General features: G+C 69.6%; 20 protein-coding genes, 1 tRNA gene and 2 pseudogenes. 4 read left to right on the forward strand and 19 right to left on the reverse strand.

From position 1 onward, the window contains the following. Window positions 1–44 precede the first annotated feature (44 nt). Window positions 45–1,043 carry a LuxR C-terminal-related transcriptional regulator gene (locus AC07DS_RS41960; RefSeq protein ID WP_479154002.1) on the forward strand — a complete coding sequence of 333 codons (999 nt, stop codon included), beginning with the start codon at window positions 45–47 and terminating at the stop codon, window positions 1,041–1,043. 98 nt (window positions 1,044–1,141) lie between these two features. On the opposite strand, the gene AC07DS_RS41965 is transcribed toward AC07DS_RS41960, so the two are convergent. The 15 genes and pseudogenes from AC07DS_RS41965 to AC07DS_RS42035 form a co-directional block, all read right to left on the reverse strand. After that, entirely contained in the window at window positions 1,142–2,434 is a 1,293-nt protein-coding gene (locus AC07DS_RS41965) for an MraY family glycosyltransferase (RefSeq protein ID WP_479154003.1), read from the reverse strand. A 151-nt stretch (window positions 2,435–2,585) separates the two neighbouring features. Continuing rightward, complete coding sequence (locus AC07DS_RS41970) at window positions 2,586–3,824, reverse strand: serine hydroxymethyltransferase (RefSeq protein ID WP_479154004.1); 1,239 nt, start codon at window positions 3,822–3,824, stop codon at window positions 2,586–2,588. Between the two features lie 69 nt (window positions 3,825–3,893). Further along, window positions 3,894–4,571: an arsenate reductase/protein-tyrosine-phosphatase family protein gene (locus AC07DS_RS41975; protein ID WP_479154005.1), complete on the reverse strand. Its 678-nt coding sequence runs from the start codon at window positions 4,569–4,571 to the stop codon at window positions 3,894–3,896. After that, window positions 4,568–5,215, reverse strand: coding sequence for an L-threonylcarbamoyladenylate synthase (locus AC07DS_RS41980; RefSeq protein ID WP_145883687.1), 648 nt, complete (start codon window positions 5,213–5,215; stop codon window positions 4,568–4,570). The genes AC07DS_RS41975 and AC07DS_RS41980 overlap by 4 nt, the downstream gene beginning before the upstream one ends. Before the next feature lie 52 nt (window positions 5,216–5,267). Then, window positions 5,268–6,113 carry a peptide chain release factor N(5)-glutamine methyltransferase gene (gene prmC, locus AC07DS_RS41985; RefSeq protein ID WP_145883688.1) on the reverse strand — a complete coding sequence of 282 codons (846 nt, stop codon included), beginning with the start codon at window positions 6,111–6,113 and terminating at the stop codon, window positions 5,268–5,270. 28 nt (window positions 6,114–6,141) lie between these two features. Beyond that, window positions 6,142–7,218, reverse strand: coding sequence for a peptide chain release factor 1 (gene prfA / locus AC07DS_RS41990; RefSeq protein WP_479154006.1), 1,077 nt, complete (start codon window positions 7,216–7,218; stop codon window positions 6,142–6,144). Window positions 7,219–7,324: 106 nt separating this feature from the next. After that, on the reverse strand, window positions 7,325–7,549 hold the full coding sequence (rpmE, locus tag AC07DS_RS41995) for a 50S ribosomal protein L31 (RefSeq protein WP_030672379.1): 225 nt from the start codon (window positions 7,547–7,549) through the stop codon (window positions 7,325–7,327). Window positions 7,550–7,695: 146 nt separating this feature from the next. Continuing rightward, on the reverse strand, window positions 7,696–8,820 hold the full coding sequence (locus AC07DS_RS42000; RefSeq protein ID WP_479154007.1) for an LCP family protein: 1,125 nt from the start codon (window positions 8,818–8,820) through the stop codon (window positions 7,696–7,698). A 403-nt stretch (window positions 8,821–9,223) separates the two neighbouring features. Next, a complete protein-coding gene (rho, locus tag AC07DS_RS42005) occupies window positions 9,224–11,248 on the reverse strand; it encodes a transcription termination factor Rho (protein WP_479154008.1) in 2,025 nt (674 codons plus the stop codon). Window positions 11,249–11,652: 404 nt separating this feature from the next. Continuing rightward, on the reverse strand, window positions 11,653–12,570 hold the full coding sequence (gene thrB, locus AC07DS_RS42010) for a homoserine kinase (protein WP_479154009.1): 918 nt from the start codon (window positions 12,568–12,570) through the stop codon (window positions 11,653–11,655). Between the two features lie 282 nt (window positions 12,571–12,852). After that, window positions 12,853–13,911 carry a threonine synthase gene (gene thrC / locus AC07DS_RS42015; RefSeq protein WP_145883695.1) on the reverse strand — a complete coding sequence of 353 codons (1,059 nt, stop codon included), beginning with the start codon at window positions 13,909–13,911 and terminating at the stop codon, window positions 12,853–12,855. A gap of 6 nt (window positions 13,912–13,917) precedes the next feature. Further along, complete coding sequence (locus tag AC07DS_RS42020; RefSeq protein WP_403963337.1) at window positions 13,918–15,210, reverse strand: homoserine dehydrogenase; 1,293 nt, start codon at window positions 15,208–15,210, stop codon at window positions 13,918–13,920. Window positions 15,211–15,367: 157 nt separating this feature from the next. Beyond that, window positions 15,368–16,759 carry a diaminopimelate decarboxylase gene (gene lysA / locus AC07DS_RS42025; RefSeq protein ID WP_479154010.1) on the reverse strand — a complete coding sequence of 464 codons (1,392 nt, stop codon included), beginning with the start codon at window positions 16,757–16,759 and terminating at the stop codon, window positions 15,368–15,370. 60 nt (window positions 16,760–16,819) lie between these two features. Beyond that, complete coding sequence (gene nrtL / locus AC07DS_RS42030) at window positions 16,820–17,791, reverse strand: ArgS-related anticodon-binding protein NrtL (RefSeq protein ID WP_479154011.1); 972 nt, start codon at window positions 17,789–17,791, stop codon at window positions 16,820–16,822. Window positions 17,792–18,340: 549 nt separating this feature from the next. Continuing rightward, window positions 18,341–18,856 (reverse strand): annotated as a pseudogene (locus tag AC07DS_RS42035) (response regulator); the annotation flags it as partial. Window positions 18,857–19,009: 153 nt separating this feature from the next. On the opposite strand from AC07DS_RS42035, the gene AC07DS_RS42040 reads away from it, so the two are divergent. Together AC07DS_RS42040 and AC07DS_RS42045 are read left to right on the forward strand one after the other, a co-directional pair. Then, window positions 19,010–19,081 (forward strand) — tRNA-Arg (locus AC07DS_RS42040). Window positions 19,082–19,439: 358 nt separating this feature from the next. Then, entirely contained in the window at window positions 19,440–19,895 is a 456-nt protein-coding gene (locus AC07DS_RS42045) for a GNAT family N-acetyltransferase (RefSeq protein WP_479154012.1), read from the forward strand. Window positions 19,896–20,028: 133 nt separating this feature from the next. Here AC07DS_RS42045 and AC07DS_RS42050 read toward each other — a convergent pair whose 3' ends face one another. Continuing rightward, window positions 20,029–20,643 (reverse strand): DUF6083 domain-containing protein, encoded by a 615-nt coding sequence (locus AC07DS_RS42050; protein WP_479154016.1) that lies wholly within the window; start codon window positions 20,641–20,643, stop codon window positions 20,029–20,031. Between AC07DS_RS42050 and AC07DS_RS42055 the strand changes: the two genes are divergently transcribed. After that, window positions 20,626–20,832 (forward strand): Imm51 family immunity protein, encoded by a 207-nt coding sequence (locus tag AC07DS_RS42055; protein ID WP_479154013.1) that lies wholly within the window; start codon window positions 20,626–20,628, stop codon window positions 20,830–20,832. The two genes, AC07DS_RS42050 and AC07DS_RS42055, sit on opposite strands and share 18 nt — an antisense overlap. Before the next feature lie 226 nt (window positions 20,833–21,058). On the opposite strand, the pseudogene AC07DS_RS42060 reads toward AC07DS_RS42055, so the two are convergent. The 3 genes and pseudogenes from AC07DS_RS42060 to AC07DS_RS42070 all read right to left on the reverse strand — a co-directional run. Continuing rightward, window positions 21,059–21,808 (reverse strand): annotated as a pseudogene (locus AC07DS_RS42060) (helix-turn-helix domain-containing protein); the annotation flags it as partial. A 295-nt stretch (window positions 21,809–22,103) separates the two neighbouring features. Then, the gene (locus AC07DS_RS42065; RefSeq protein WP_479154014.1) at window positions 22,104–22,949 is read right to left on the reverse strand and encodes a hypothetical protein; all 846 of its coding nucleotides are present in this window, start codon (window positions 22,947–22,949) and stop codon (window positions 22,104–22,106) included. Further along, complete coding sequence (locus AC07DS_RS42070; protein ID WP_479154015.1) at window positions 22,946–23,266, reverse strand: PadR family transcriptional regulator; 321 nt, start codon at window positions 23,264–23,266, stop codon at window positions 22,946–22,948. Before AC07DS_RS42070 ends, AC07DS_RS42065 begins: the two co-directional genes overlap by 4 nt. Window positions 23,267–24,098 lie beyond the last annotated feature (832 nt).

The following is a 24,098-nucleotide window of genomic DNA, read 5'->3' on the forward strand; positions in this document are numbered from 1 at the left end:
CCATGATCAAATGGCCGTAACGATCGCCCCAAGGAGATTCGCCGATGCTGGAGCTGCTGGGCCTCGACACCAAGGCTGAAGCGGTGTACAGGTCCATGCTCGCCAATCCCGAGGCGGGAACCACGAACCTCGCCCGGACGACCGGTCTGCCCGAGCAGGAAATCCGTGACAGCCTCGACCTGCTGAGCGAACTGGCACTGATCCGCCCGCAGAATACGGAATCCGGAATTCCGCGCGCGGTGTCCCCGGATCTCGGGCTGGAGATCCTCCTGGCGAGACAGCAAGCGGAATTGGCAGTTCACCAATCCAGAGTCGAGGCGTCCAGAGCGGCGGCGGCGGAACTCATGGCGCAGTACGCGGACATGCGCCTGCAGGCGGCCGCCGCGGGCGGCAACTTCCTGTCCGGCGTCGAGGCCGTGCGGGAGCAGCTGGCCTCGATGACCCGCAAGGTCCGCGACGAGGTCCTGTGCTTCGCGCCGAACGGTGCCCACTCGGAGGCGAGCCTGCGTGCCGCGAAGCCCCTCGACGAGGAGCTCCTCGACCGCGGGGTGCGGATGCGCACCGTCTACCTCGACAGCGTGCGCAACAGCCCGCACACCCAGGCGTACGCCGAATGGCTCGCGGAGCGGGGCGGTGCGGTGCGCACGGCCCCCTCCCTGCCGGTACGGCTGATCATCACCGACCGCACCTGCGCCGTCATATCCGCCAACGCGCAGAGCTCCGGCGACGGAGCCGTGGTCATCACCGGCGAGGGCACCCTGGCCGCGCTGTGCGCCCTCTTCGAGAGCGTCTGGGCCACCGCGACCCCGCTGAGCGCGCTGCCCGAGCCCGACCAGCGTGGGCTCACACCGCAGGAGAGCCAGGCCCTGAAGTTCCTCTACGAGGGCCACACCGACGAGACGATCGCCAAGCGGCTCGGCATCTCGCCGCGCACCGCACGCCGGATCGCCAACACGCTGATGTCGAGGCTGGACGCCCGCAGCCGCTTCCAGGCCGGTGCCAAGGCGGTCCAGATCGGCTGGCTCTCCGCGGAGCCGGACTGAGGAACAGCGGCAGACCCGCCCGATGACAACGATGCCGGGCCCCGCACCGCCGAAGAGGCGGCGCGGGGCCCGGCATCATGCTGCGGACCCCGCCCGGGCTACCGGGCGTCGGCCTCGGCACCCCGGTCCGGCACCAGTGCCTGGTCCCGGAGCGCGGTGGCCCCGTGGCACTCGCGCACCGCGCCGCCCGCCGGCACCGCGGCGTCGAGCGCGGGGACCGCCCGCCGCCTGCGGTAGCGCGGCGGCACGAAGCGCTCCGCCCACCTGGGGGCACGCGGGGTGAAGCGGGGCAGCAGAAGCAGCACCAGGCCGACCGCGCTGAGGAAGACCACGCCCAGCACGATCCACATGGACGCCGAGTTCACCGAGTAGGCCAGCGCGCCGAAGGCGATCAGCGCCGACCAGAAGTACATGATCAGCACGGCCCGGCTGTGCGAGTGGCCGATCTCCAGCAGCCGGTGGTGCAGATGACCGCGGTCGGCCGCGAACGGGGACTGGCCGCGCCAGGTGCGGCGCACGATGGCCAGCACCAGGTCCGCCGCCGGCACGGCGATGATCGTCAGCGGGAGCAGCAGCGGGATGTAGACCGGCACCGTCTGGTGCACCGCCGCCTTCTCCGAGCCCGTGAAGAGGGCCAGCGCGTCCGGGTCGACCTGGCCCGTGATGGAGATCGCACCCGCGGCCAGCACCAGCCCGATCAGCATCGAACCCGAGTCGCCCATGAAGATCCGCGCCGGGTGCATGTTGTGCGGCAGGAAGCCCAGGCACATGCCCATCAGGATCGCCGCGAACAGGGTCGCCGGAGCGGCGGCCTCGATGCCGTACGAGTACCAGATCCGGTACGAGTACAGGAAGAACGCCGCCGCCGCGATGCACACCATGCCCGCAGCCAGACCGTCCAGGCCGTCGACGAAGTTCACCGCGTTGATCGTGATGACGACCAGGGCAACCGTGAGCAGCGTGCCCTGCCACTGGGTCAGCGCCACGTTGCCGACGCCCGGGATGGGCAGCCACAGGATCGTCAGACCCTGCATGACCATGACGCCCGCGGCGATCATCTGGCCGCCCAGCTTGATCAGCGCGTCGATCTCGAACTTGTCGTCCAGGACACCGATCAGCCAGATCAGCGCGGCCCCGGACAGCAGCGCCCGTGGCTCGTTGGATCTGGCGAAGACCTGGTTGAGGTTCGTGAGGTGGTCCGCGACCAGCAGACCGGCGCACAGGCCGAAGAACATGGCGATACCGCCGAGGCGCGGAGTGGGCTCCCGGTGCACGTCACGTGCCCGGATCTCCGGCATGGCTCCCGCCACGATCGCGAACTTCCGTACCGGCCCTGTCAGCAGATACGTCACCGCGGCCGTGATGCAGAGCGTCAGCAGGTATTCACGCACGGGCTTCCCCACAGGTCTCGCTGGCCATCACAGCCCACCACCCTAGCGAGCGACGCATATGGATGAGGACTTCCGGGTAGCGACGATGGTTGCACGAATGGCTGTGCACGTCGGTGCACACCGGGCTGTACGGGTGTGCGCCTACCCCCGCTCAGCCGGGATACGGCGGAAATCTGCCGGCCAGCTCGCGCACCTCCTCCCGGGCCCCGGCCGGTTCCGTCCCGCCCCGCAGGACCGAGACCAGCAGCATGGCGATCCTGGCCATCTCCGGCTCCCCCATGCCCTGTGTGGTCACCGCGGCCGTCCCCAGGCGCAGCCCGCGCCCGTCGCCGTGCGGCAGCACACAGCAGTCCAGGACGAACCCGGCGGCGGCCAGCCGGCCGCGCGCGGTGCGCCCGTCCACGCCGAGCGGGGCCGGATCGGTGGTGATCAGGTGGGTGTCCGTGCCGCCGGTGACGACCGCGAGGCCCTCGGCGGCCAGCTGGGCCGCGAGAACCCTCGCATTGGCGACCACCTGATGGGCGTACACGCCGAACGCCGGTGTCGCCGCCTCGCCGAACGCGACGGCCTTGGCGGCGATGGTGTGCATCTGCGCGCCGCCCTGGGTGAAGGGGAACACCGCCCGGTCGACGCGCTCGGCCAGCTCGGCGCCGCACAGGATCATTCCGCCGCGCGGGCCGCGCAGCACCTTGTGGGTGGTGGCGCACACCACGTCGGCGTACGGCACCGGGTTGGGCGCCGCTCCCCCGGCGACCAGGCCGATCGGATGCGCGGCGTCCACGATCAGATACGCCCCGACCTCGTCGGCCACCTCACGGAAGAAGGCGTAGTCGAGGTGGCGGGGGTAGGCGATCGAGCCGCACACGATGGCCTTGGGCCGGTGGTTGCGGGCCAGGTGGCGCACCTGGTCGTGGTCGACCAGCCCGGTCTCGGCGTCGACGCCGTAGCCGACGAAGTCGAACCAGCGGCCGGAGAAGTTCGCGGGCGAGCCGTGGGTGAGATGCCCGCCGTAGGGCAGCCCGAGGGCGAGGACGGTGTCTCCGGGGCGCAGCAGGGCGGCGTAGGCGGCCAGGACGGCCGAGGAGCCCGAGTGGGCCTGGACATTGGCGTGCCGGGCGCCGAAGAGCGCCTTGGCCCGCTCGACCGCGAGGCGTTCGGCGACGTCGACGAGTTCGCAGCCGCCGTGGTGCCGGGCGCCCGGATAGCCCTCTGCGTACTTGTTGGCTAGCGGCGAACCGAGGGCGGCGAGCACGGCCCGCGAGGTGAAGTTCTCGGCGGCGATCAGCTGCAGTGTCGTCGACTGCCGCTCCAGCTCCCCCTGCAGGATCTCGGCCAGCTCCGGGTCCTGCCGCCGCAGGACATCGGTCTCGAGGGTATGGGTGACCGACATGGCGGGCTCCCGGGCGGTCGACGGTGACGTAGGTCCAATGTAGGCCCGGGGCCGGTGGGGTGCGCGGTGTCACATCCGCGCGGTCACGCCCGTCAGCGCGGTCACCACCGGATCGAGCGCCTCATGTATCTCGTCCCCGATCGACCGGAAGAACGGCAGCGGCGCCCCGTACGGGTCGTACACCTCGTCCGCCTCGGCGGTGGGGGCCAGCAGCCACCCGCGTAGAGCCGCGGCCGCACGGACCAGCGCCCGCGCCCGCGCGACCACACCGTCCTCCAGCGGCGGCAGCGTGGCCGGATCTATCGCCCGGACCAGGCGGGTGAACTCCTTCAGCGTGAACGTCCGCAGCCCGGCCGAGTGCCCCATCGAGATCACCTGCGCCCGGTGGTCCCGCGTGGCCGTCAGCACCAGGTCGGACGTGATCACGTGCTCGTCGAGCAGCTCCCTGCCGACGAAGCCGGAGGCGTCCGCGCCGAACTCGGCCAGCACGGCCTCCGCGTTGGCCTCCATGGGCGCGCCCTCGTGGCCCCAGGTGCCCGCGCTCTCCACGATCAGCCCGCCGCCGAGTACGCCGAGCCGCTCCGCCACGAAATGGCGGGTCAGCCGCTCCGTGATGGGCGAGCGGCACACGTTGCCGGTACTGACGTGGAGGATGCGGAAGGTGTCGCGCGGCAACCCGAACGTCGTCGTCTGTTCCGCCGCACGTTCCCCGTTGCCTATGCCACGCCCCGCCTCAGGGGCCGTCAATTCGCCACCTCGAGGTCGGGTACGACCTTCCGCAGCTCGTCCGGGGAGATCGCGCCCTCGCGCAGCAGCACCGGGACCGGGCCGCTGACGTCCACGATGGACGAGGGCACGTTGCCCGGGGTGGGGCCGCCGTCGAGGTAGACGGAGACGGAGTCGCCGAGCATGTTCTGGGCGGCGTCGCAGTCCTCCGGCGCCGGGTGGCCGGTGAGGTTGGCCGAGGACACGGCCATGGGGCCGACCTCGGTGAGCAGCTCGATGGCGACCGGGTGCAGGGGCATGCGGACGGCGACCGTGCCGCGGGTGTCGCCGAGGTCCCACTGCAGGGACGGCTGGTGCCGGGCGACCAGCGTGAGGGCGCCCGGCCAGAACGCGTCGACCAGTTCCCAGGCCAGCTCGGAGAAGTCCGTGACCAGGCCGTGCAGGGTGTTCGGGGAGCCGATGAGGACAGGGGTGGGCATGTTGCGGCCCCGGCCCTTGGCGGCGAGCAGGTCGGCGACGGCTTCGGAGGAGAACGCGTCGGCGCCGATGCCGTACACCGTGTCGGTCGGGAGCACCACCAGCTCGCCCCGGCGGACCGCGGACGCGGCTTCACGCAGACCCGTCACGCGGTCGGTCGCGTCGTTGGTGTCGTATCGCCGTGCCATGTCTAGCGGGCCTCCTCGTACACGTACTGCGGGCTGGAAGTCGTCGGGGTGGTCACGGCAGCGCCCTGCGGGCGGTCGCGAACCGGGGGCGGTTGTTGAGGTCGGGGTGATCGGCCGCGTCGGCCCAGCCCCGCTCCTCGGTGAAGATCCACGGCACCTGGCCGCCCTGCGTGTCGGCGTGCTCGATGACGACGACACCACCGGGGCGCAGCAGCCGGTGCGCGGTGCGTTCGAGGCCCCGGATGAGATCGAGGCCGTCCTCGCCGGAGAACAGCGCCAGCTCCGGGTCGTAGTCGCGGGCCTCCGGGGCGACGTACTCCCACTCGGTGAGCGGGATGTACGGCGGGTTGGAGATGACCAGGTCGACCTGTCCGTCGAGGTCGCGGAAGGCGTCCAGGGCGTCGCCCTGGCGCAGGTCGACCCTGGACCCGGCCACGTTCTTGCGCGTCCACACCAGGGCGTCGTCGGACAGCTCCACGGCGTGCACGCGCGAGCGCGGCACCTCCTGGGCGAGGGCGAGCGCGATGGCGCCCGAGCCGGTGCACAGGTCGACGATGCAGGGCTCGACGACGTCCATGGCGCGCACGGCGTCTATGGCCCAGCCGACCACGGACTCGGTCTCCGGCCGGGGCACGAAGACACCCGGGCCGACCTGGAGCTCCAGGTACCGGAAGTAGGCCCGCCCGGTGATGTGCTGCAGCGGCTCGCGCTGCTCACGCCGGGCGATGACCTCCCAGTAGCGGGCGTCGAAGTCGGAGTCCTTCACGGAGTGCAACGCGCCCCGCTTCACGCCGTGCACGAACGCGGCGAGCTCCTCCGCGTCGTTGCGCGGCGAGGGCACGCCGGCGTCGGCCAGCCGCTGGGCGGCCTGGGCCACCTCCGCGAGCAGCAGGTTCACGCAAGTCCTCCGGTAACTCGTACGTGCCTTATGCGGCTGCCAGCTTCGCCGCCGAGTCGGCGTCGACGCAGGCCTGGATCATCGCGTCGAGGTCGCCGTCCAGGACCTGGTCCAGGTTGTACGCCTTGAATCCGACACGGTGGTCGGAGATGCGGTTCTCCGGGAAGTTGTAGGTGCGGATCTTCTCGGAGCGGTCGACGGTGCGTACCTGGCTGCGGCGGGCGTCGGCGGCCTCCCGCTCGGCCTCCTCCTGCGCCGCGGCGAGCAGCCTGGAGCGCAGGATACGCAGAGCCTGCTCCTTGTTCTGCAGCTGGCTCTTCTCGTTCTGGCAGGAGGCGACGACTCCGGTCGGGATGTGCGTGATGCGCACCGCGGAGTCGGTCGTGTTGACGGACTGGCCGCCGGGGCCGGAGGACCGGTACACGTCGATCCGGAGGTCGTTCGGGTTGATCTCGACGTCGACCTCCTCGGCCTCGGGGGTGACGAGCACACCGGCGGCGGAGGTGTGGATACGGCCCTGGGACTCGGTGGCCGGCACCCGCTGCACGCGGTGCACACCGCCCTCGTACTTCAGCCGGGCCCACACGCCCTGGCCGGGCTCGGTGGCACCCTGGCCGCCCTTGGTCTTCACGGCGACCTGGACGTCCTTGTAGCCGCCCAGCTCGGACTCGGTGGCGTCGATGACCTCGGTCTTCCAGCCGACGCGCTCGGCGTAGCGCAGGTACATGCGCAGCAGGTCCCCGGCGAACAGCGCGGACTCGTCACCGCCGGCGCCGGCCTTGATCTCCAGAATGACGTCCTTGTCGTCACTCGGATCGCGCGGGACGAGCAGGAGGCGCAGCTTCTCGGTCAGCTCGTCGCGCTGCTTGTCCAGCTCCTTGACCTCTGCGGCGAAGTCAGGATCGTCGGCGGCGAGCTCGCGCGCGGTCTCCATGTCGTCGCCGGTCTGCTTCCAGGAGCGGTACGTGGCGACGATCGGGGTCAGCTCGGCGTAGCGCTTGTTCAGCTTGCGCGCGTTCGCCTGGTCGGAGTGGACCGACGGATCGGCGAGCTTCTTCTCCAGATCGGCGTGCTCGGCGACGAGTTCCTCGACGGCCTCGAACATCTTTCGGCTCCTGTACTGCGGGGGGAGGGGTGGCGGGCGACCAAAAACGCCGGTCCCGGGCACACCCCGGCTGGGGCGCGACCGTGGACCGGCGAATTGGGGCTCGCTACTTCTTGGAGCCGGCGGCAGCCTTGCCGAAGCGGGCCTCGAAGCGGGCCACACGGCCACCGGTGTCGAGGATCTTCTGCTTGCCCGTGTAGAACGGGTGGCACTCGGAGCAGACCTCAGCACGGATGGTGCCGGACTGGATCGTGCTACGGGTGGTGAACGACGCGCCACAGGTGCAGCTGACCTGCGTCTCGACGTACTCGGGGTGGATGTCGCGCTTCAAGGTGTCTCCTAGATTTCGGGAGGGCGCCGGGTCGCTGCCGCGGGCTGCGAAAGCGTGAACCGGAGCCGACGTACCAGTCTGCCAGGACTGGCGCCATCCCCCAAAACCGGGGGCCGTCGTCTTCTATTCCCCGGGGGTGGGCGGGCTCAGGGAGTCACCACGCCCCTGGCCTCGCCCGTGGCCGTTCCCTTGGTCGCCGACGCCGGGATGGGCCGGTCGTTGCGCAGGGCGTCCCAGACCAGCCGGGCCTTCGGCTTCGCCACCAGGACCCGGTTGAGGTCGGCCGGGTCGTACTGGACGGGCATCGTGACCATCTTCGTGTGGGACGAGCTGATGCCCTTCAGGCCGTTCGCGAAGTCCGCGAGGGCGTTGACCGAGCCGAGGTCGGAGTCGGTGGTTACGGCCTTGGTGGCGGTGTCGGCGAGGTCGTACAGCTTCTTCGGGCTGCTGAACACGCCGACGTGCTTGACCTGGTCCATCAGCGCCTTGACGAACGCCTGCTGGAGCTGGATGCGGCCCAGGTCGGAGCCGTCGCCGACGCCGTGCCGGGTGCGGACCAGGCCGAGCGCCTGCTCCCCGTCGAGGGTGTGGGTGCCGGCCTTGAGCTTCAGGTGGCTCTGCCGGTCGTCGATGTTCGCGGTCGTGGTGACCGGGACCCCGCCGAGGTCGTCGATGAGCTTCTGGAAGCCGGCGAAGTCGACCTCCAGATAGTGGTCCATGCGGATGCCGGTGAGCGACTCGACGGTCTTGACGGTGCAGGCCGCGCCGCCGGTGGAGTACGCCTCGTTGAACATCACGCCGGACGCGGCCGGATGCGTGGTGCCGTTGGTGTCGGTGCACTCGGGGCGGTCGATGAGGGTGTCACGCGGGACGGAGACCACACTGGCCTTCTTGTGGCCCTTGTAGACGTGGACGATCATCGCCGTGTCGGAGCGGGCGCTGCCGTCGTCGGTGCCGCCGCCGAGCTTCTTGTTGGAGCCGGAGCGGGAGTCCGAGCCGAGGACCAGGATGTTCTCGGAACCGTTGTCGATCTTCATGGGCCGGTCGGCGCCGAGGGCCTGGTCGATGTCGACGCTCTTGATGTTGCCGTTGAGCTTGAAGTAGACGTACCCGGCTCCGGTGCCGCCCAGCACGACCACACCTGCGGCGGTCCAGGCCGTGACGAGCAGGGCCTTGCGGCGGGTGCTGCGGGGCTTGCGGCGGCTGCCACGGCGGGCTCCGGTCTCGTCCAGCCCCGGTATGCCGGGCTCCGGCGTGCTCTCGGCGGACACGTCACTCCTAGGTCTCGTCCGGTCGGTTACCCCCTGCTTTCAGGGTCGGGTGCGGTCGTCACCGCACCATCGTCGCCCCGTCAGGTCAGACGGAGAAACTCGGGAAAGGGTTGCACGACGCAAAAGTGCCCATCACGTACGGCGATGGGCACTCTGCGTAGCCGACCGAACGGGACGAACCCCGCTCACCAGCGTTTTCAGCCGAAAAAGCCGTAAGCCCGGAATCCGGTGCCGACCGAGGCCCTTGTGGCAAAGATCTCGGCCGACGTACGCCGGGACCGTACCGAAGACGGGGTACGAACCCTTCACCACACGGTCCGGCCTGCGTGTCGCCGACGGCAAAAAGCCGCCCCCCGTCACTTCTGGACGGGGGGCGGCCCTGACTCCCTGAGGGACGCGTCGACTAGTCGCCGTTCCCGGGCGTCGGCGTCGTCTTCTGAATCTGCATCAGGAACTCCGCGTTCGACTTCGTCTGCTTCATCTTGTCGAGGAGCAGCTCGACCGCCTGCTGCTGGTCGAGGGCGTGCAGCACCCGACGCAGCTTCCAGACGATGGCGAGCTCGTCGCTGGCGAGCAGGATCTCTTCCTTACGGGTACCGGACGCGTCCACGTCCACCGCCGGGAAGATGCGCTTGTCGGCGAGCTTGCGGTCGAGCTTGAGCTCGGCGTTGCCCGTGCCCTTGAACTCCTCGAAGATCACCTCGTCCATGCGGGACCCGGTGTCCACCAGCGCGGTGGCGAGGATGGTCAGCGAGCCGCCGTCCTCGATGTTGCGGGCCGCACCGAAGAAGCGCTTCGGCGGGTACAGGGCGGTCGAGTCGACACCACCGGACAGGATGCGGCCGGAGGCCGGGGCGGCGAGGTTGTACGCACGGCCCAGACGCGTGATCGAGTCGAGCAGCACGACGACGTCGTGACCCAGCTCCACCAGACGCTTGGCGCGCTCGATGGCGAGCTCGGCGACCGTGGTGTGGTCCTCGGCCGGGCGGTCGAAGGTCGAGGAGATGACCTCGCCCTTGACCGACCGCTGCATGTCGGTGACCTCTTCCGGACGCTCGTCGACGAGGACGACCATCAGGTGGCACTCGGGGTTGTTGTGCGTGATCGCGTTGGCGATCGCCTGCATGATCATGGTCTTGCCGGTCTTCGGCGGGGCCACGATCAGACCGCGCTGGCCCTTACCGATCGGCGACACGAGGTCGATGATGCGGGTGGTCAGCACGCCCGGGTCGGTCTCCAGGCGGAGCCGGTCCTGCGGGTAGAGCGGGGTCAGCTTGTTGAACTCCGGGCGGCCACGGCCGTGTTCGGGCGCCATGCCGTTGACGGAGTCGAGGCGGACCAGCGCGTTGAACTTCTCGCGGCGCTCGCCTTCCTTGGGCTGACGGACCGCGCCGGTGACGTGGTCACCCTTGCGCAGACCGTTCTTGCGGACCTGGGCGAGGGAGACGTACACGTCGTTCGGACCCGGCAGGTAGCCCGACGTACGGATGAAGGCGTAGTTGTCGAGGATGTCGAGGATGCCCGCGACGGGGATCAGGACGTCGTCCTCGGCGACCTGCGGCTCGTTCGTGAACTCGTCGCGGCCACGGCGGCCCCGGCGGTCGCGGTAGCGGCCGCGACGGCCACGGCGGCCGCCCTCGAAGTCGTCGTCGTCCTGCTGCTGCTGGCCGCGCTCCGGGCGACCGCCACCCTGCTGCTGGCCCTGCTGCTGACCGCGCTGGCCACCCTGGCCCTGCTGGTCGTCACCCTTGCCCCGGCGGTCCCGGTCCCGGCCGTCCCGGTCCCGGCCACGCTCACGGCGGTCGCGACGGCCACGGCCGTCGCCCTCACCGGCGTCACCCTTGGCCTCGCCCTGCTGCGCGGACGTCTCGGCCTTCGCCTCGGCCTTCGCCTCGGCGACGACGGTCTCGGCGCTGCTCGCGGCCGGGGCGCCCGCCTCGGCGGTGGCGCGACGGCGACGGCGCTCGGTCGGGGCCTCTTCTCCCCCGCGCTCGGCTTCGCCCGTGCGGGAGGTGCCTCCGGCCGGCTGGCCGGGAATCTCGATCTGCTGCTGAGCCACGGCCTTGTCGGCGGGGGCCTCCGCGGCCTTCTCCGCCTTCTTCTCGGCGGCGTCCTCGCCCGTCCGGGTCTTCGAGGTGGCCCGGCGCTTCGGCTTGGTCTCGGCGGCGGCCTCGGCCTTGGGGGCGGCACCCCCACCGGCCTGCGCCTCCTTGATGACCTCGATCAGCTGGCTCTTGCGCATGCGCGCGGTGCCCCTGATACCGAGGCCCGAGGCGACCTGCTGCAGCTCGGCCAGCACCATGCCCTCGAGGCCGGTACCACGGCGCCGCCGGGAGCCGGCACCGGTGGCAGGCGCGGAGGCGTCCGTGGCGGGCGCGGCAGCGGTCTCCTCGACACGTGCGCCCATCAGATCGGTGGTGTCGCTCACGAAGGGTCCTTCCCTGGAGCGGACGTCGGCCTGTCTGGCTCGGCGACCGGTTGTGCTGTCCGGCTACGGTCCTGACTCTGCGAACCGTGCCGGGGCGGTGGTCCGCCAACGCGGCGGAAAGAGATTTGCAGGTGATGGCGCTTCCGCGAACCGTGGCACCCAGTGTCACGTGGCGTGGTAGCACCGATTCCGAAGCGTGCCCGACGGCCCGCTCAGTGCGCGCATACGACGTACTGCCCAGGTACGACACATGGAACACGGAGTGGCTTGGGAGGCTCCCGGAAGAAGGTCTGTCCCGGACGGGGACACGAAGCACCTCGCCATGGTGGGGTCGGGTGCAGACTTGAGATTAACACTACCGGATCCAACAAACATTCCCCCTCTCCAAATCCGGCAACCGTGTGTCAGGGCGCAAGCGGCAGCACGCTCGCTCCCTGCACGTCCAGGCTCAGCCGGTTGGCGGCCCAGTCGGCGCCGGCCAGGCTTTCGACCTTGTCGGCGGTGCCGACGTCGGCCAGGGCCATGACGGTGGGCCCGGCGCCGGAGATGACGGCCGGGATCCCGTCGGCCCGCAGCCGCTCCACCAGCGCGGCGCTCTCCGGCATGGCCGGGGCGCGGTACTCCTGGTGGAGGCGGTCCTCGGTGGCGGGCAGCAGCAGCTCGGGGCGCCGGGTGAGGGCCTCGACGAGCAGGGCTGCACGGCCCGCGTTGGCGGCGGCGTCGACATGCGGCACGGTGCGCGGGAGCAGGCCGCGCGCGGTCGCGGTCAGTACCGGCTTCCCGGGCACGAAAACCACCGGAACGATGGAATCGTTCGGCTCCATCCTGATCGCCCGGGCAGCGCCGGCCTCCATCCAGGACAGGGTGAAACCGCCGAGCAGGCAGGCCGCCACGTTGTCCGGGTGGCCCTCGATCTCGGTGGCCAGCTCGAGGAGCGCGGCGTCGTCGAGCCGGGCCTCGCCGCCTATGGTCACCGCGCGGGCGGCGACGATGCCGGCACAGATGGCGGCGGATGAGGAGCCCAGGCCGCGGCCGTGCGGAATGCGGTTGGCACAGACGATTTCGAGGCCGCGGGGCTGTCCGCCCAGCAGGTCGAAGGCGGTGCGCAGGGAGCGGACGAGCAGATGACTCTCGTCCCGGGGCAGGGTCTCGCTGCCCTCACCCGCGATGTCGATGTGCAGCCCGGAGTCGGCCACCCGGACGACGACGTCGTCGTACAGCCCCAGCGCGAGGCCCAGGGCGTCGAAGCCCGGACCGAGATTGGCGCTGGTGGCGGGAACGCGCACCCGGACGGCGGCGGCGCGGAACGCTGGACCGGCCATCGCTCGAAGACTCTCCTTGAGCTGCGTGACTGTCGAAAGACATCCGATGGAATCGAATGTCACCCGATGGATTCGATGGACATTCGATGGCGTACGAAGACCCTTCGGGGCGCGGTGACGGCGCGACCCCGTGCCCACACGCAGGGGCATATGCGGTAGGCGGGTTCAGTACAGCCTATCGAAGGAAGGTTCTGCCGCGACATAGGGCGCACAGGAGGCGCACGATGCGTGTCGTAAGCCCCCTGTGCACCCTGCCGCGGGTTACCCCTGCTCAGGCCTGTTTCAGACCAGACCGAGGCGCTCGGCCGCCGTGGTCGCGTCGACCGGCACGGTGACCGGCTGCGGGGCGCCGGCGACGGCCCAGTCGGGGTCCTTCAGACCGTTGCCGGTGACGGTGCACACGATGCGCTGTCCCGGGTCGACCTTGCCCTGCTCGGCGGCCTTCAGCAGACCGGCCACGGAGGCGGCGGAGGCAGGCTCCACGAAGACACCCTCCTGCGCGGCCAACAGCCGGTAGGCGCGCAGGATTTCACGGTCCGTCACCTCGTCGATGGCGCCGCCGGACTCGTCCCTGGCGGCAAGGGCGTACTGCCAGGAGGCGGGGTTGCCGATGCGGATCGCGGTGGCGATGGTCGACGGGTCCTTGACGACCTCGCCGCGCACGATCGGGGCACTGCCGGAGGCCTGGAATCCCCACATGCGCGGGGTCCTGGAGGCGATGCCGTCGGCGGCGTACTCCCGGTAGCCCTTCCAGTAGGCGGTGATGTTGCCCGCGTTGCCGACCGGGAGGACGTGGATGTCGGGGGCGTCGCCCAGCATGTCCACGATCTCGAAGGCGGCGGTCTTCTGGCCCTCGATGCGCACCGGGTTGACCGAATTGACCAGCGCCACAGGGTAGTTCTCGCTCAGCTCGCGGGCGAGCGTGAGGCAGTCGTCGAAGTTCCCGTCGACCTGGAGGATCTTCGCGCCGTGCACGAGGGCCTGGCCCATCTTGCCGAGCGCGATCTTGCCCTGCGGCACGAGCACGGCGGAGACCATGCCCGCGCGGACGGCGTAGGCCGCGGCGGAGGCGGACGTGTTGCCGGTGGAGGCGCAGATGACCGCCTTCGCGCCCTCCTCCTTGGCCTTGGAGATGGCCATGGTCATGCCGCGGTCCTTGAAGGACCCGGTGGGGTTGGCCCCCTCCACCTTGAGGTGGACCTCACAGCCCGTGCGCTCGGAGAGCACCTGAGCGGGCACGAGGGGCGTGCCGCCCTCGCGGAGCGTCACGACCGGCGTGGTGTCGGAGACCGGCAGCCTGTCCCGGTACTCCTCGATGATGCCGCGCCACTGGTGAGTCATTGCTGGTTACTCTCCTTCGACCCGCATGATGCTGGCGACACCCCGCACGGTGTCGAGCTTGCGCAGCGCCTCGACGGTCCCGGTGAGGGAGGCGTCGGACGCGCGGTGGGTGACGACGACGAGGGAGGCCTCGCCGTCCTTGCCCTGCTGCCGAACCGTATCGATCGACACCCCGTGCTCGGCGAAGACGGTCGCGACCTGGGCGAGAACACCCGGTTTGTCCGCGACGTCGAGGCTGATGTGGTACCGGGTGACGACCTCGCCCATGGGCGAGACAGGCAGGGCCGCGTACGCCGACTCACCGGGCCCCGTTGCGCCGTTGAGCCGGTTGCGGCATACGGCGACCAGGTCGCCGAGCACGGCGGAGGCGGTCGGGGAACCGCCGGCGCCGGGGCCGTAGAACATGAGCTGTCCGGCCGCGTCGGACTCCACGAAGACGGCGTTGTACGCGCCGCGCACGGAGGCGAGCGGGTGGCTCAGCGGAATCATGGCGGGGTGCACGCGCGCGGTGACGGACGCCCCGTCCTTGGACCGCTCGCAGATGGCGAGCAGCTTGATGGTGCAGCCCATCTCCTTGGCGGAACGGAAGTCGGCCGCGGTGACCTCGGTCATGCCCTCGCGGTACACGTCGTCCAGGCGCACCCGGGTGTGGAAGGCGATGCCGGCGAGGATGGCGGCCTTCGCGGCGGCGTCGAACGCCTCGACGTCGGCGGTCGGGTCGGCCTCCGCGTATCCCAGGGCGGTGGCCTCGTCGAGGGCCTCCTGGTAGCCCGCCCCCGTGGTGTCCATCTTGTCGAGGATGAAGTTGGTCGTCCCGTTGACGATGCCCATCACCCGGTTGATCTTGTCGCCGGCGAGGGACTCGCGCAGCGGCCGGATCAGCGGGATGGCGCCGGCGACGGCGGCCTCGTAGTAGAGGTCCTTGCCGTGCGCCTCGGCGGCGGCGTGCAGGGCGGCGCCGTCCTGGGCGAGCAGGGCCTTGTTCGCGGAGACGACGGACGCCCCGTGCTCGAAGGCCGTGGTGATGAGGCCCCGGGCGGGCTCGATCCCGCCGATGACCTCCACCACGACGTCGATGTCGCCGCGTTTGACGAGGGCGGTGGCGTCGGTGGTGACGAGCTCCTGCGCAATGCCCTCACGGACCTTGGAGGGCCGCCGTACCGCCACTCCCGCCAGCTCCACGGGGGCACCGATACGGGCGGCGAGGTCGTCGGCGTGCGTCGTCATGATGCGCGCCACCTCTGAGCCGACCACTCCACAGCCCAGCAGCGCCACCTTCAGCGGACGCGTACGCATCATCCGACCTCGTTTCCTCATACCGTCTACGGTTGGACCAGTCTCACTCACCGGACGACGGTTTCTACCCTTCGTCCGGATCGTGAGACATCTATTTCATGCTGCCGGGACGAACAGACCGAAGAATCTCCGGCCCGTCATCCCTGTCTCTGTTCTTTTGTCACCCGACATCGAGACGCAGGAGGTCGTCCTCCGTCTCGCGCCGGACGATGACCCGGGCCTTGCCGTCCTTCACGGCGATGACGGGCGGCCGGAGCACGTGGTTGTAGTTGCTGGCCATGGACCGGCAGTAGGCGCCGGTGGCGGGTACGGCGATGAGGTCGCCCGGCGCCAGGTCGGCGGGCAGGAACGCGTCCTTGACCACGATGTCCCCGCTCTCGCAGTGCTTGCCGACGACGCGGGCGAGCATGGGCCCGGCGTCGCTGGTGCGCGAGACGAGGGCGACGCTGTACTCGGCGTCGTACAGCGCGGTGCGGATGTTGTCGGACATGCCGCCGTCGACGGAGACGTACGTCCGCAGCCCGTCGAGCGGCTTGACCGTGCCGACCTCGTACAGCGTGAACGCGGTCGGTCCGACGATGGCGCGCCCCGGCTCGACCGAGATCCGCGGGGTCCGCAGCCTGGCCCCCTCGCACTCCCGCGTGACGATCTCGGTGAGCGCCTTGGCGATCTCGTGCGGTTCACGCGGATCGTCGTCACTGGTGTAGGCGATGCCGAGCCCGCCACCGAGGTCGATCTCGGGCAGCTCGACCCCGTGCTCGTCCCGGATGTCCCGCAGCAGCCCGACGACACGGTGGGCGGCGACCTCGAACCCGGACATGTCGAAGATCTGCGACCCGATGTGGCTGTGAATGCCGATCAGTTCGAGCCCGTCCAGCTGCAGGGCCCGCCGCACGGCCTCGGCGGCCTGCCCGCCCGCGAGCGGGATGCCGAACTTCTGGTCCTCGTGGGCGGTGGCGATGAACTCGTGGGTGTGCGCCTCCACGCCCACGGTGATCCGGATCTGCACCTTCTGCCGCTTGCCGAGCGACTGCGCGATGTGCGCGACCCGCACGATCTCCTGGAACGAATCGAGGACGATCCGCCCGACACCGGCCTCTATGGCCCGCTCGATCTCCTGGACGGACTTGTTGTTGCCGTGGAAGGCGATGCGCTCGGCGGGCATGCCGCCGGAGAGCGCGGTGGCCAGCTCCCCGCCCGAACAGACATCCAGGTTGAGCCCCTCCTCGTGCAGCCACCGCACGACGGCGCGCGAGAGGAACGCCTTCCCGGCGTAGAACACGTCGGCGTCGGCGCCGAAGGCCGTGCGCCAGGCGCGCGCCCGGCTGCGGAAGTCGGCCTCGTCGAGGATGTACGCGGGGGTGCCGAACTCCTCGGCGAGCCGGGTGGCGGGAATCCCGGCGACGGTGAGGACACCCTCCTCGTCGCGGCCGACGGTCTGGGCCCACACCTTGGGGTCGAGGGCGTTGAGGTCGGCGGGCGGGGCGGAGTAGTGCCCGTCGGACAGGACGTCGGCGTGGCGGGGCCCGGCGGGGTGGGCGGAACGACTCATGACGTTGGCTCTCAGACTCTCTGTCTCGCTCCGGGGCTCATGCGTGTCGCTCTGAGTCCCTCAGAGGTGTTCGGGTGCGTCGATGCCGAGCAGGGACAGGCCACCGGCCAGCACCGTCCCGGCGGCTTCGGCGAGGGCGAGCCGGGCACGGTGGGCGGCCGAGGGTTTCTCCTCGCCGCGCGGAAGCACGGTGGGCAGAAAGGGCAGGACGGCATCGGCGACGGTGACGAGATGCCGGGCAAGCCGGTCGGGGCCGCGATGGGTGGCGGCCGCGGTGAGAATACGCGGGTAGTCGCAGAGGGCGGCGAGAATCTCCCGGGCGTCGACAGGACCGGGTTCGGCACCGAACCCGAGACGCCCGGCGTTACGGCTGACGGCCCGGACCCGGGCATGCGCGTACCGCACCCGGAACAGCGGATTGCCCTCCCGCTGCAGGAGATGGTCGGCGGTGATCCGGGGCCGGTCGTGCGGCGCGGGATGGAGCAGGGCCCACTGCGCGGCGTCGGCCCCGAGCGGAGCGGGATCCTCCGGCGCCGGAACCGGCCGCAGGTTCACGGGCTCCCCGTGCTCGACCTCACACCGCCCGCCCTGTGTCCCGACGATCCGCACGACCGCATCCGCGACTACCTCGGCGCGCACGTCGTACGGAACCCGGAGCACGACGACCTGCCCCTTGAGTGCCTCACCGTGCCCGTACCCGCCCCCGCACGCACGGATGTCCCGTACGACTCCGGCGACGAGGTCGGCCTCCTCACCGAGGCTGATGTTGAGAAACCCGGGACCGGTGACGACCACGTCCCTGATCCCCTCGGCACCCACGAGATACGGCCGCAGAATCTCGGCGACCCGCAGCGGCGTCTCCTGGGCCGCCCGGGCGAGCTGGAGCGCGACGTTGGTGGCGTAGTCCCCACACCCCCCGGCCCCCGGCTCACTCACCACGACCCGCTCCGGCACGGACACATGCAGCTCCCCCTGCTCGACGGCACGACGCACTGCGTGCACCACGGTGCGGGAGAGCTCGACGGGGGTCACGGGACAAGCGTAGGGGAGGTGGGGGGTGGGTATGCGAGCCGGTTTATGGCGGGTGGGGTGGGTGTGGGGTTTGCGGAGGTGGGGTGGGGGCGGGGGTATAGGCGGTCGGGGGTTCGAGGGTTCGGGCGGGGTTGGCAGGGACTTGGTGGGGGCCAGGCGGGGGTCGGCGGGACTCTGTTGGACTTGCCTGCCGAGACGGTGAGCCGGGCTGGAGCCTGTCCGCCGAGACGGTGAGCCCGGCTGGAGCCTGTCCGCCGGGGCAGGACGGGCCCGGCTGGAGCCATCCACCGGGGCAGTGCGGGCCGGGCTGAGCTATCCGCCGAAGGGGACCCCATCGACCACGCCACCGGTCACTCCATCGACCGCACTACCAGTCAGGCCGCCGGCCACACCATCGGTGAGGCCGCTGGTGAGGCCGCTGATGGAACCGTCAGCGAGGCCGTCGGTGAGGCCGCTGATGGAACCGTCAGTGAGGCCGCTGGTGAGACCTCTGATGGAGCCGTCGGTGAGACCGCTGACGACACCGCCGGTGCCACCGTCGCGAACGCCCCCACCAATCCCCCCGCCACCCTCACCATCCCCATCAATCTCCCCCTCGCTCTCCCCATCACCTTCGCCGCGCTCTCCACTCCTGCCACCGGGCCGCCGCTCGATGAGGTGTTTGACGAGGCGAACGAGTTCCGCGGGTTCGAAGGGCTTGGCGAGGAAGGCGTCGACGCCGACGTCGAGGCCGGTCTCGACCTCGTACTGGGTGCAGGCGCTGATGATGGCGAGGGGAAGATCACGCGTCCGTGGATCGGCCCTAAGCCGAGCGGCGGTGCGGAGCCCGTCCAACCGGGGCATGACGACATCGAGGGTGACGACATCGGGCCGCACCTGATGCACCACATCCAGACACTCGGCACCATCAGCCGCGGTCACGACCTCAAGCCCCTCCAGCTCGAGGTTGACCCTGATCAGCTGCCGGATGACCTTGTTGTCGTCCACAACAAGCACCCGACCCGACGCGCCTGGCACAACTCGAGAGTAGGTCCAGACCGGCCACCGCGTCCGGGTTTTCCCCACTTCCAACCCCTGCGAGGGACCTGGGTCACCCTGCCCCTGAACCCACCCCACCCCGACCAGGACACCCACCCCGGGAAACCCGTTCCTGATCACCCCGGAAGACCTGCTAGGGTTCTACCCGTCGCCGCAAGCAAGAAGTCAAGCGCCCGACACGCCCCCGTAGCTCAGGGGATAGAGCAACGGCCTCCGGAGCCGTGTGCGCAGGTTCGAATCCTGCCGGGGGCACCCTGTATGAGGTGCCCAAAGACCCCGCCATCAGCGAGAACGCTGAGGACGGGGTCTTCGCGTATGTGCAGCCATATCAGCACTGAGCGGCCCTAGGACGGGGTCCGTGGACTATTTATTTGTGGACAGGATCTTGGAACGTCTGCCCAGGTCAAACCAGCTGCCTCGGAGCGGACACAGCCCGGCGTGCCAGTCCCGCTCCAGATCCACTGCGTCGAATACGCTGCGCAGACGTTCAACCTGACGTCCTTGACATTGCGTGCACGCAACGGACTGACGCACGACGGCGGCTCTTCACGTCGGCCCGGATGGCGCAGCCGCCGGATGCAGGAAGGGGTGTGGCATGAGGTCCCCAGGCGTGCACCTGCGGGAGATCACCGACGACAACCGGGATGCCGTTCGTGCCCTCCGCGTCCGACATGACCAGAAGCAGTTCGTCGCCTCCGTGTCCAAGTCGCTCAAGGAAGCGGCGAAGAAGCCGGAGGCCAATCCCTGGTACCGCGCCGTGTACCGCGGCGACGAGCCAGTCGGCTTCGTGATGCTGTCGTGGAAGCCACCGGCTGGTCCTTACAAAGGGCGACACTTCATCTGGCGCCTCCTCGTCGACAAGCGGCACCAGAGGCGAGGGATCGGCCGAGAGGCGCTCACTCAGATCGCCGCCCTGGTTCGCGCGGACGGCGCCACCGAGCTACTGACCAGCTACGATCCCGGCGACGGCGAACCCTGGCCCTTCTACCAGAAGTTCGGGTTCGAGCCTACGGGCGAGATCGACGACGGCGAGATCGTTCTGCGGCTGCCCTTCCCCGCTCGGTGAGCTCATACGGGTAGCGACGGACGGTTTTGGCCTCCGTTGGTCGATGACGAAGAAGCCGGTGGACTCCTGGAAGTCGATGCCCCCTCAGCTTCATGTCTGCCTTAAGCGACTTCATGTCTGCCTTAAGCGACCGTTACCCCGCATCCGGCCATTCCTCCGGAGGCTCCGGCGACTCCGGGTCAGCCTGCCGCTCCACTCGCCGCCCGTTCTCCGCTCGCAGCGTCGTCAACCACGGCCAGAGATCCGGCTGCGGTTGCGCCGAGCAGGCCAGCCGGTGCTCGATACGGCACCGCTGAAACGGATCCGGCGGACACACCCCGTAGACGGTTACCCGGCCGTCGGAGAGCTCGATCCACCGATGCTCCGCTGGCACCGTATGTGCCAACGGAGTCATGTCCGGCTCAAGCAACATCCAGTCCTGCTCCAGCGTCGCCACACGATCCGCCAGCAGGCCGCAGTACGGGCAGCGCGACTGCCCACCTCCCAGCCTGCGCGGTCCCTCTTCTAAAACCCCCATATCGTGAGGGTCGGCAGCCCGACGGCGTATGCGTAGACCGCGAACTGGACGGGACGCCTGCGACAGTCGTCCATCCGTGAAATGAGACGCGACCCGGCAGGTGCAACTAGTGCTGTGACCGGAAAGGTTCACCGGGGTCGGGAGTGGTGAGGGACCGGATGAGCGGTTCGAGGGATCGGGCAGCCCGTGCACTGGACCTGAGAGGATCGCGCCGTGACCATCAACCTGCATGACTTCGACGGCGAGCACTCGCTGACGTTGGATGCCGGTGGCCTGGCTGCCGATGCCGCAGTAGCTGCCGCCGGGCACGAGCCGAACGGGTACTTCTGGGAAGGTCTCGTGCGGTTTGCCTGGCCGGACATTGCAGAGCGCCTCGATTTCGACAGCGAGGCTGGCATGTTCTGCGCGGTCGGGAGCTAGAGCGACCTTGCGCGGCTCAAGACGGCCGTTGAATCCGTCATCACGAGCCCCGAGGCAGTCCGCGACATCATTGCCCGTGCAGAGACTTCGGGCTTCGAGTTCGACGACTAGTGCCGTGACCTCCCCGGGCTGGGCGGGGTCAGGCCGCTGCCGGCAGTAACCTGCCGCCCCAACGGAGACCTCGTTCGCTGCGGATGCGTGCGCGCTCGCGTCGTTGGGCGATCAGGAGGGTGGCCCAGGTGTGGTCGATGCCCTTGCGGCGCCGGTTGATTCCCCAGAGCTTGTCGTCACCGACCGAGTAGCAGCCGTGGAAGTAGGTGATGCCGTGGGTGCGGCGGTAGGTGGCAGGCAGCCTGTCGGGGCTGCCCTGCTTCTGCCAGCAAGAGCCGGCCGTGGGGCGGATGCCCAGCGGCCCGAACTCGTCGAAGGCGAACGTGCGGTCCGGACGCTTGTTGCCCGCGTACTCGATCCGTTCCAGCTTGGCGTCGAATGCCGGGTCCGGGGATTCCTTCCAGGTCTTCGTCCGCTGGAAGGTGATTCCTCGGGGGGCCAGTAAGCACCGCAGGGCCTCGCGGCCGATCCGAACGGGCCGGGCCATGTTCCTGCGCAGGTGATCGACCAGTTTGCGGACCAACCAGCGGGTGAAGGGCTCGCCCAGCACCGTGGGCAGGGTGGTGGCCGTCTGGATGACGAAGTCCTCGTCGTCACTGCTCAGCAGGCGGGGACGGCCTCCCGCCCACTGAGGGTTGAGGCATGCGAGCCTGATCTCGTTGAAGCGGTGGATCACATCTCGGACGGTGTCTTCGTCCGCCTGGACCAGACGCGCGATCACCGGAACCGTGCTGCCGCCGGCCGAGGCCAGCAGCATCATCGCCCGCCGGAACCGCACCGAGCTGGTACTGCCCCGCCGCAAAGTCTGCTGAAGCTTCTGTCCCTCCTGCTCCGTTAGCCTCCGGACCTTGACCGGTGGTGCCATCCCGCCTCCCTTGCTGGCTGGAAGCGCCAACACTTCCAACCAGCACAACGAGCAACCCGGTGAACCTATGCGGTCACAGCACTAGGGCGCGTTCTGAGTCCTGATCAAGATGTGGGGTCTGGGTTCCGGGACGCTGCTTGGTAGAACGCCCATCGTGGCGCGAGCGGAACTCACCCATAAAGACTGGGAGTTGATCGAGCCGTTCTTGCCGATCGGCAGGGCCGGCCCGTATCCCGAGCCAGCCACGCGGTTAGGACTCGTAGCGCGCCCTGAAGCAGGAGCAGCGCAGCGTCACTCACACGTCACCATCAAGAGCCACCGGATGCTCCCTGTGAAGCGCAGCCTTGGCTCCGCGACCAGAGCTGACCAGGGCCGCTGTAGAAGCGGCAACGGTCACGGCAAGTATGGGCATCGTGACCAGCTGGACTGCGTCATCGGTATTCGTGATCAACGCCGCGACGCAGGCGATGCCTGTCGTCGTCACGGCGAACGCCACCGCAACCCCGGACAGGGCAAGCAGCCGCAAGACCTTGGCAGATGGCCGGCACCGGGTGACGACCACGGCAGGCGTCACCGCCAGGGTAATGAGGAACACTGCCGGCCCAAGCACTCCCAAGGCCCCGACCCAATAGGAGAACGGTTCGATGGAGGCGAACGCCAGGAACAATGGCGCGATCAGCCACGTGGGCAGCATCGGGATAAGAACCACCAGTGGGCGCCACGCGGTCCAGTCGCCGGTTCTGGAGGTTTCCGCAAGGAGCGCGAGGGTGCCAACCAGCAGGATGAGCCCAGCGCCGTACATGGCGTACTGCGCAACGTCGAGCAGTCGGCGCACCAGGTCCGGAGTCGGCCAAGGTTCCTCGGACAGGATGAAGCTCAACACTGGCAGGGCATACAGTGCGGCGCACCAGGCGACCCAGGTAGTGGCGACGCTTGCCTGCATGCGGCGGCGGCGCCGTTCGACGGACTCATCGGGCATCACCGGGTGAAGCCATGCCCGCAGCGCGCCGACAAGGAGGTCCGCGACGACGCTTGGGCGGGCGCCGGTGTCCTCGACCAGCGCCTCAAGTTCGCAACCGTAGCGCTCCCGGAACGAGGGAGGGTATGCCCGCAAGGCCACCCGAGCTGCCATGTCGATCACGCGTTTGCTACCCCCAGTCGGCTCAACCCGGTGCGTGCGAAGCGGGCCATCGCCCGGAGTTTGTCATCGAGCACGGTCTGACCTTCCGCGGTGATGCGGTAGGGCCGTCGACGCTCGTCCTCGTCCAGCGGAGCGACCAGGCCGCGTTCCTCCAGCCGCGCGATGGCGGCATACAGCGTGCCCGGTCCCAGCTTGATGGACGTCTGTTCCTCGACGTCCTTGGTGATCGCGTAGCCGTGCTTGGGGCCGTCGGCCAGGCTGGCCAGGATCAGCAGCGCGGGTTCGGCCCATCCGACGCGGTCCCGTTGACGTGGCATCAGGCACCTCCTTCATTCCTCCCCACTACTACGTTATACGATGCTCCGTAGTACGTAGTAGTGCCCCAACGCGTCAGCCATGAGCTGGGATTGAGCTGTCAAGCATCTCCCGGGGTCGGACAACTGCCGCTGGAGCGGATGCGGTAGGAGTTTCCCTACTTCATCAAGGCTCGCTTCGCTCGCTCGTCCGGCAGCCAACGGCGCTCATCGATCATCGCCAACCCGGCCGCCGCACACTCCGCCCAAGCGCATCAACGGCCGCTCCCGGCCCGCATGCCACCGCCACCACGATCCGACCTCGGAAGGGGAAAGACGCATCAGCGGTCGGACCTCAACGCCCCGCTTCTGGGGCCACCACGCACCCCTTTCCACCCGGTTGCCTACACCAGTAGGTCGGATCAACCGAGGGCCGCGCAAGCGCGGCGGCGCCGGTCGGTCGCCGCCGCGCCGCCTCTATGTCTTCGCCACCGGCCGCACGTCGCCGCCCGTCCGTCGCCACACGCAGCGGCCACATTCCAACACGGGCACGGGGGCGGATGCGATCCCCAACGGTGCAGGCCAAAGACGCTTTGTGTTACCCAAAGAGGCCGGATCGTGGTGGCGGTGGCATGCGGGCCGACGCTGCCAGATGCGTGGGCGTACGTACGGCCCGCTGATCCCGCACCGGGCCACCGGCCGGACGGCGGGCGCGGCCAGGAGGGAAAAGACCGTCGTGGCTGGGGCGGTCGGCTCCGCGACTTTAGAGGTCGTTCTCTTTCCGAAGCTCATGTGTGGATTCCGCTGGTCAGACATGGGATGCAGCTGCCGCGGAAGTCTCGACTCATTGCCGGTC

It is taken from the genome of Streptomyces sp. NPDC044064 (assembly GCF_056434245.1).

What these genes read in the sequence shown, in the direction of transcription:
- AC07DS_RS41960 (WP_479154002.1), top strand. Translation starts at nt 45, where the DNA reads ATGCTGGAGCTGCTGGGCCTCGACACCAAGGCTGAAGCGGTGTACAGG.
- AC07DS_RS41970 (WP_479154004.1), bottom strand. Translation starts at nt 3,824, where the DNA reads ATGTCGGTCACCCATACCCTCGAGACCGATGTCCTGCGGCGGCAGGAC.
- AC07DS_RS41980 (WP_145883687.1), bottom strand. Translation starts at nt 5,215, where the DNA reads ATGGCACGGCGATACGACACCAACGACGCGACCGACCGCGTGACGGGT.
- prfA (WP_479154006.1), bottom strand. Translation starts at nt 7,218, where the DNA reads ATGTTCGAGGCCGTCGAGGAACTCGTCGCCGAGCACGCCGATCTGGAG.
- thrB (WP_479154009.1), bottom strand. Translation starts at nt 12,570, where the DNA reads ATGGCCGGTCCAGCGTTCCGCGCCGCCGCCGTCCGGGTGCGCGTTCCC.
- thrC (WP_145883695.1), bottom strand. Translation starts at nt 13,911, where the DNA reads ATGACTCACCAGTGGCGCGGCATCATCGAGGAGTACCGGGACAGGCTG.
- AC07DS_RS42020 (WP_403963337.1), bottom strand. Translation starts at nt 15,210, where the DNA reads ATGATGCGTACGCGTCCGCTGAAGGTGGCGCTGCTGGGCTGTGGAGTG.
- lysA (WP_479154010.1), bottom strand. Translation starts at nt 16,759, where the DNA reads ATGAGTCGTTCCGCCCACCCCGCCGGGCCCCGCCACGCCGACGTCCTG.
- AC07DS_RS42050 (WP_479154016.1), bottom strand. Translation starts at nt 20,643, where the DNA reads ATGCAGGTTGATGGTCACGGCGCGATCCTCTCAGGTCCAGTGCACGGG.
- AC07DS_RS42070 (WP_479154015.1), bottom strand. Translation starts at nt 23,266, where the DNA reads ATGCCACGTCAACGGGACCGCGTCGGATGGGCCGAACCCGCGCTGCTG.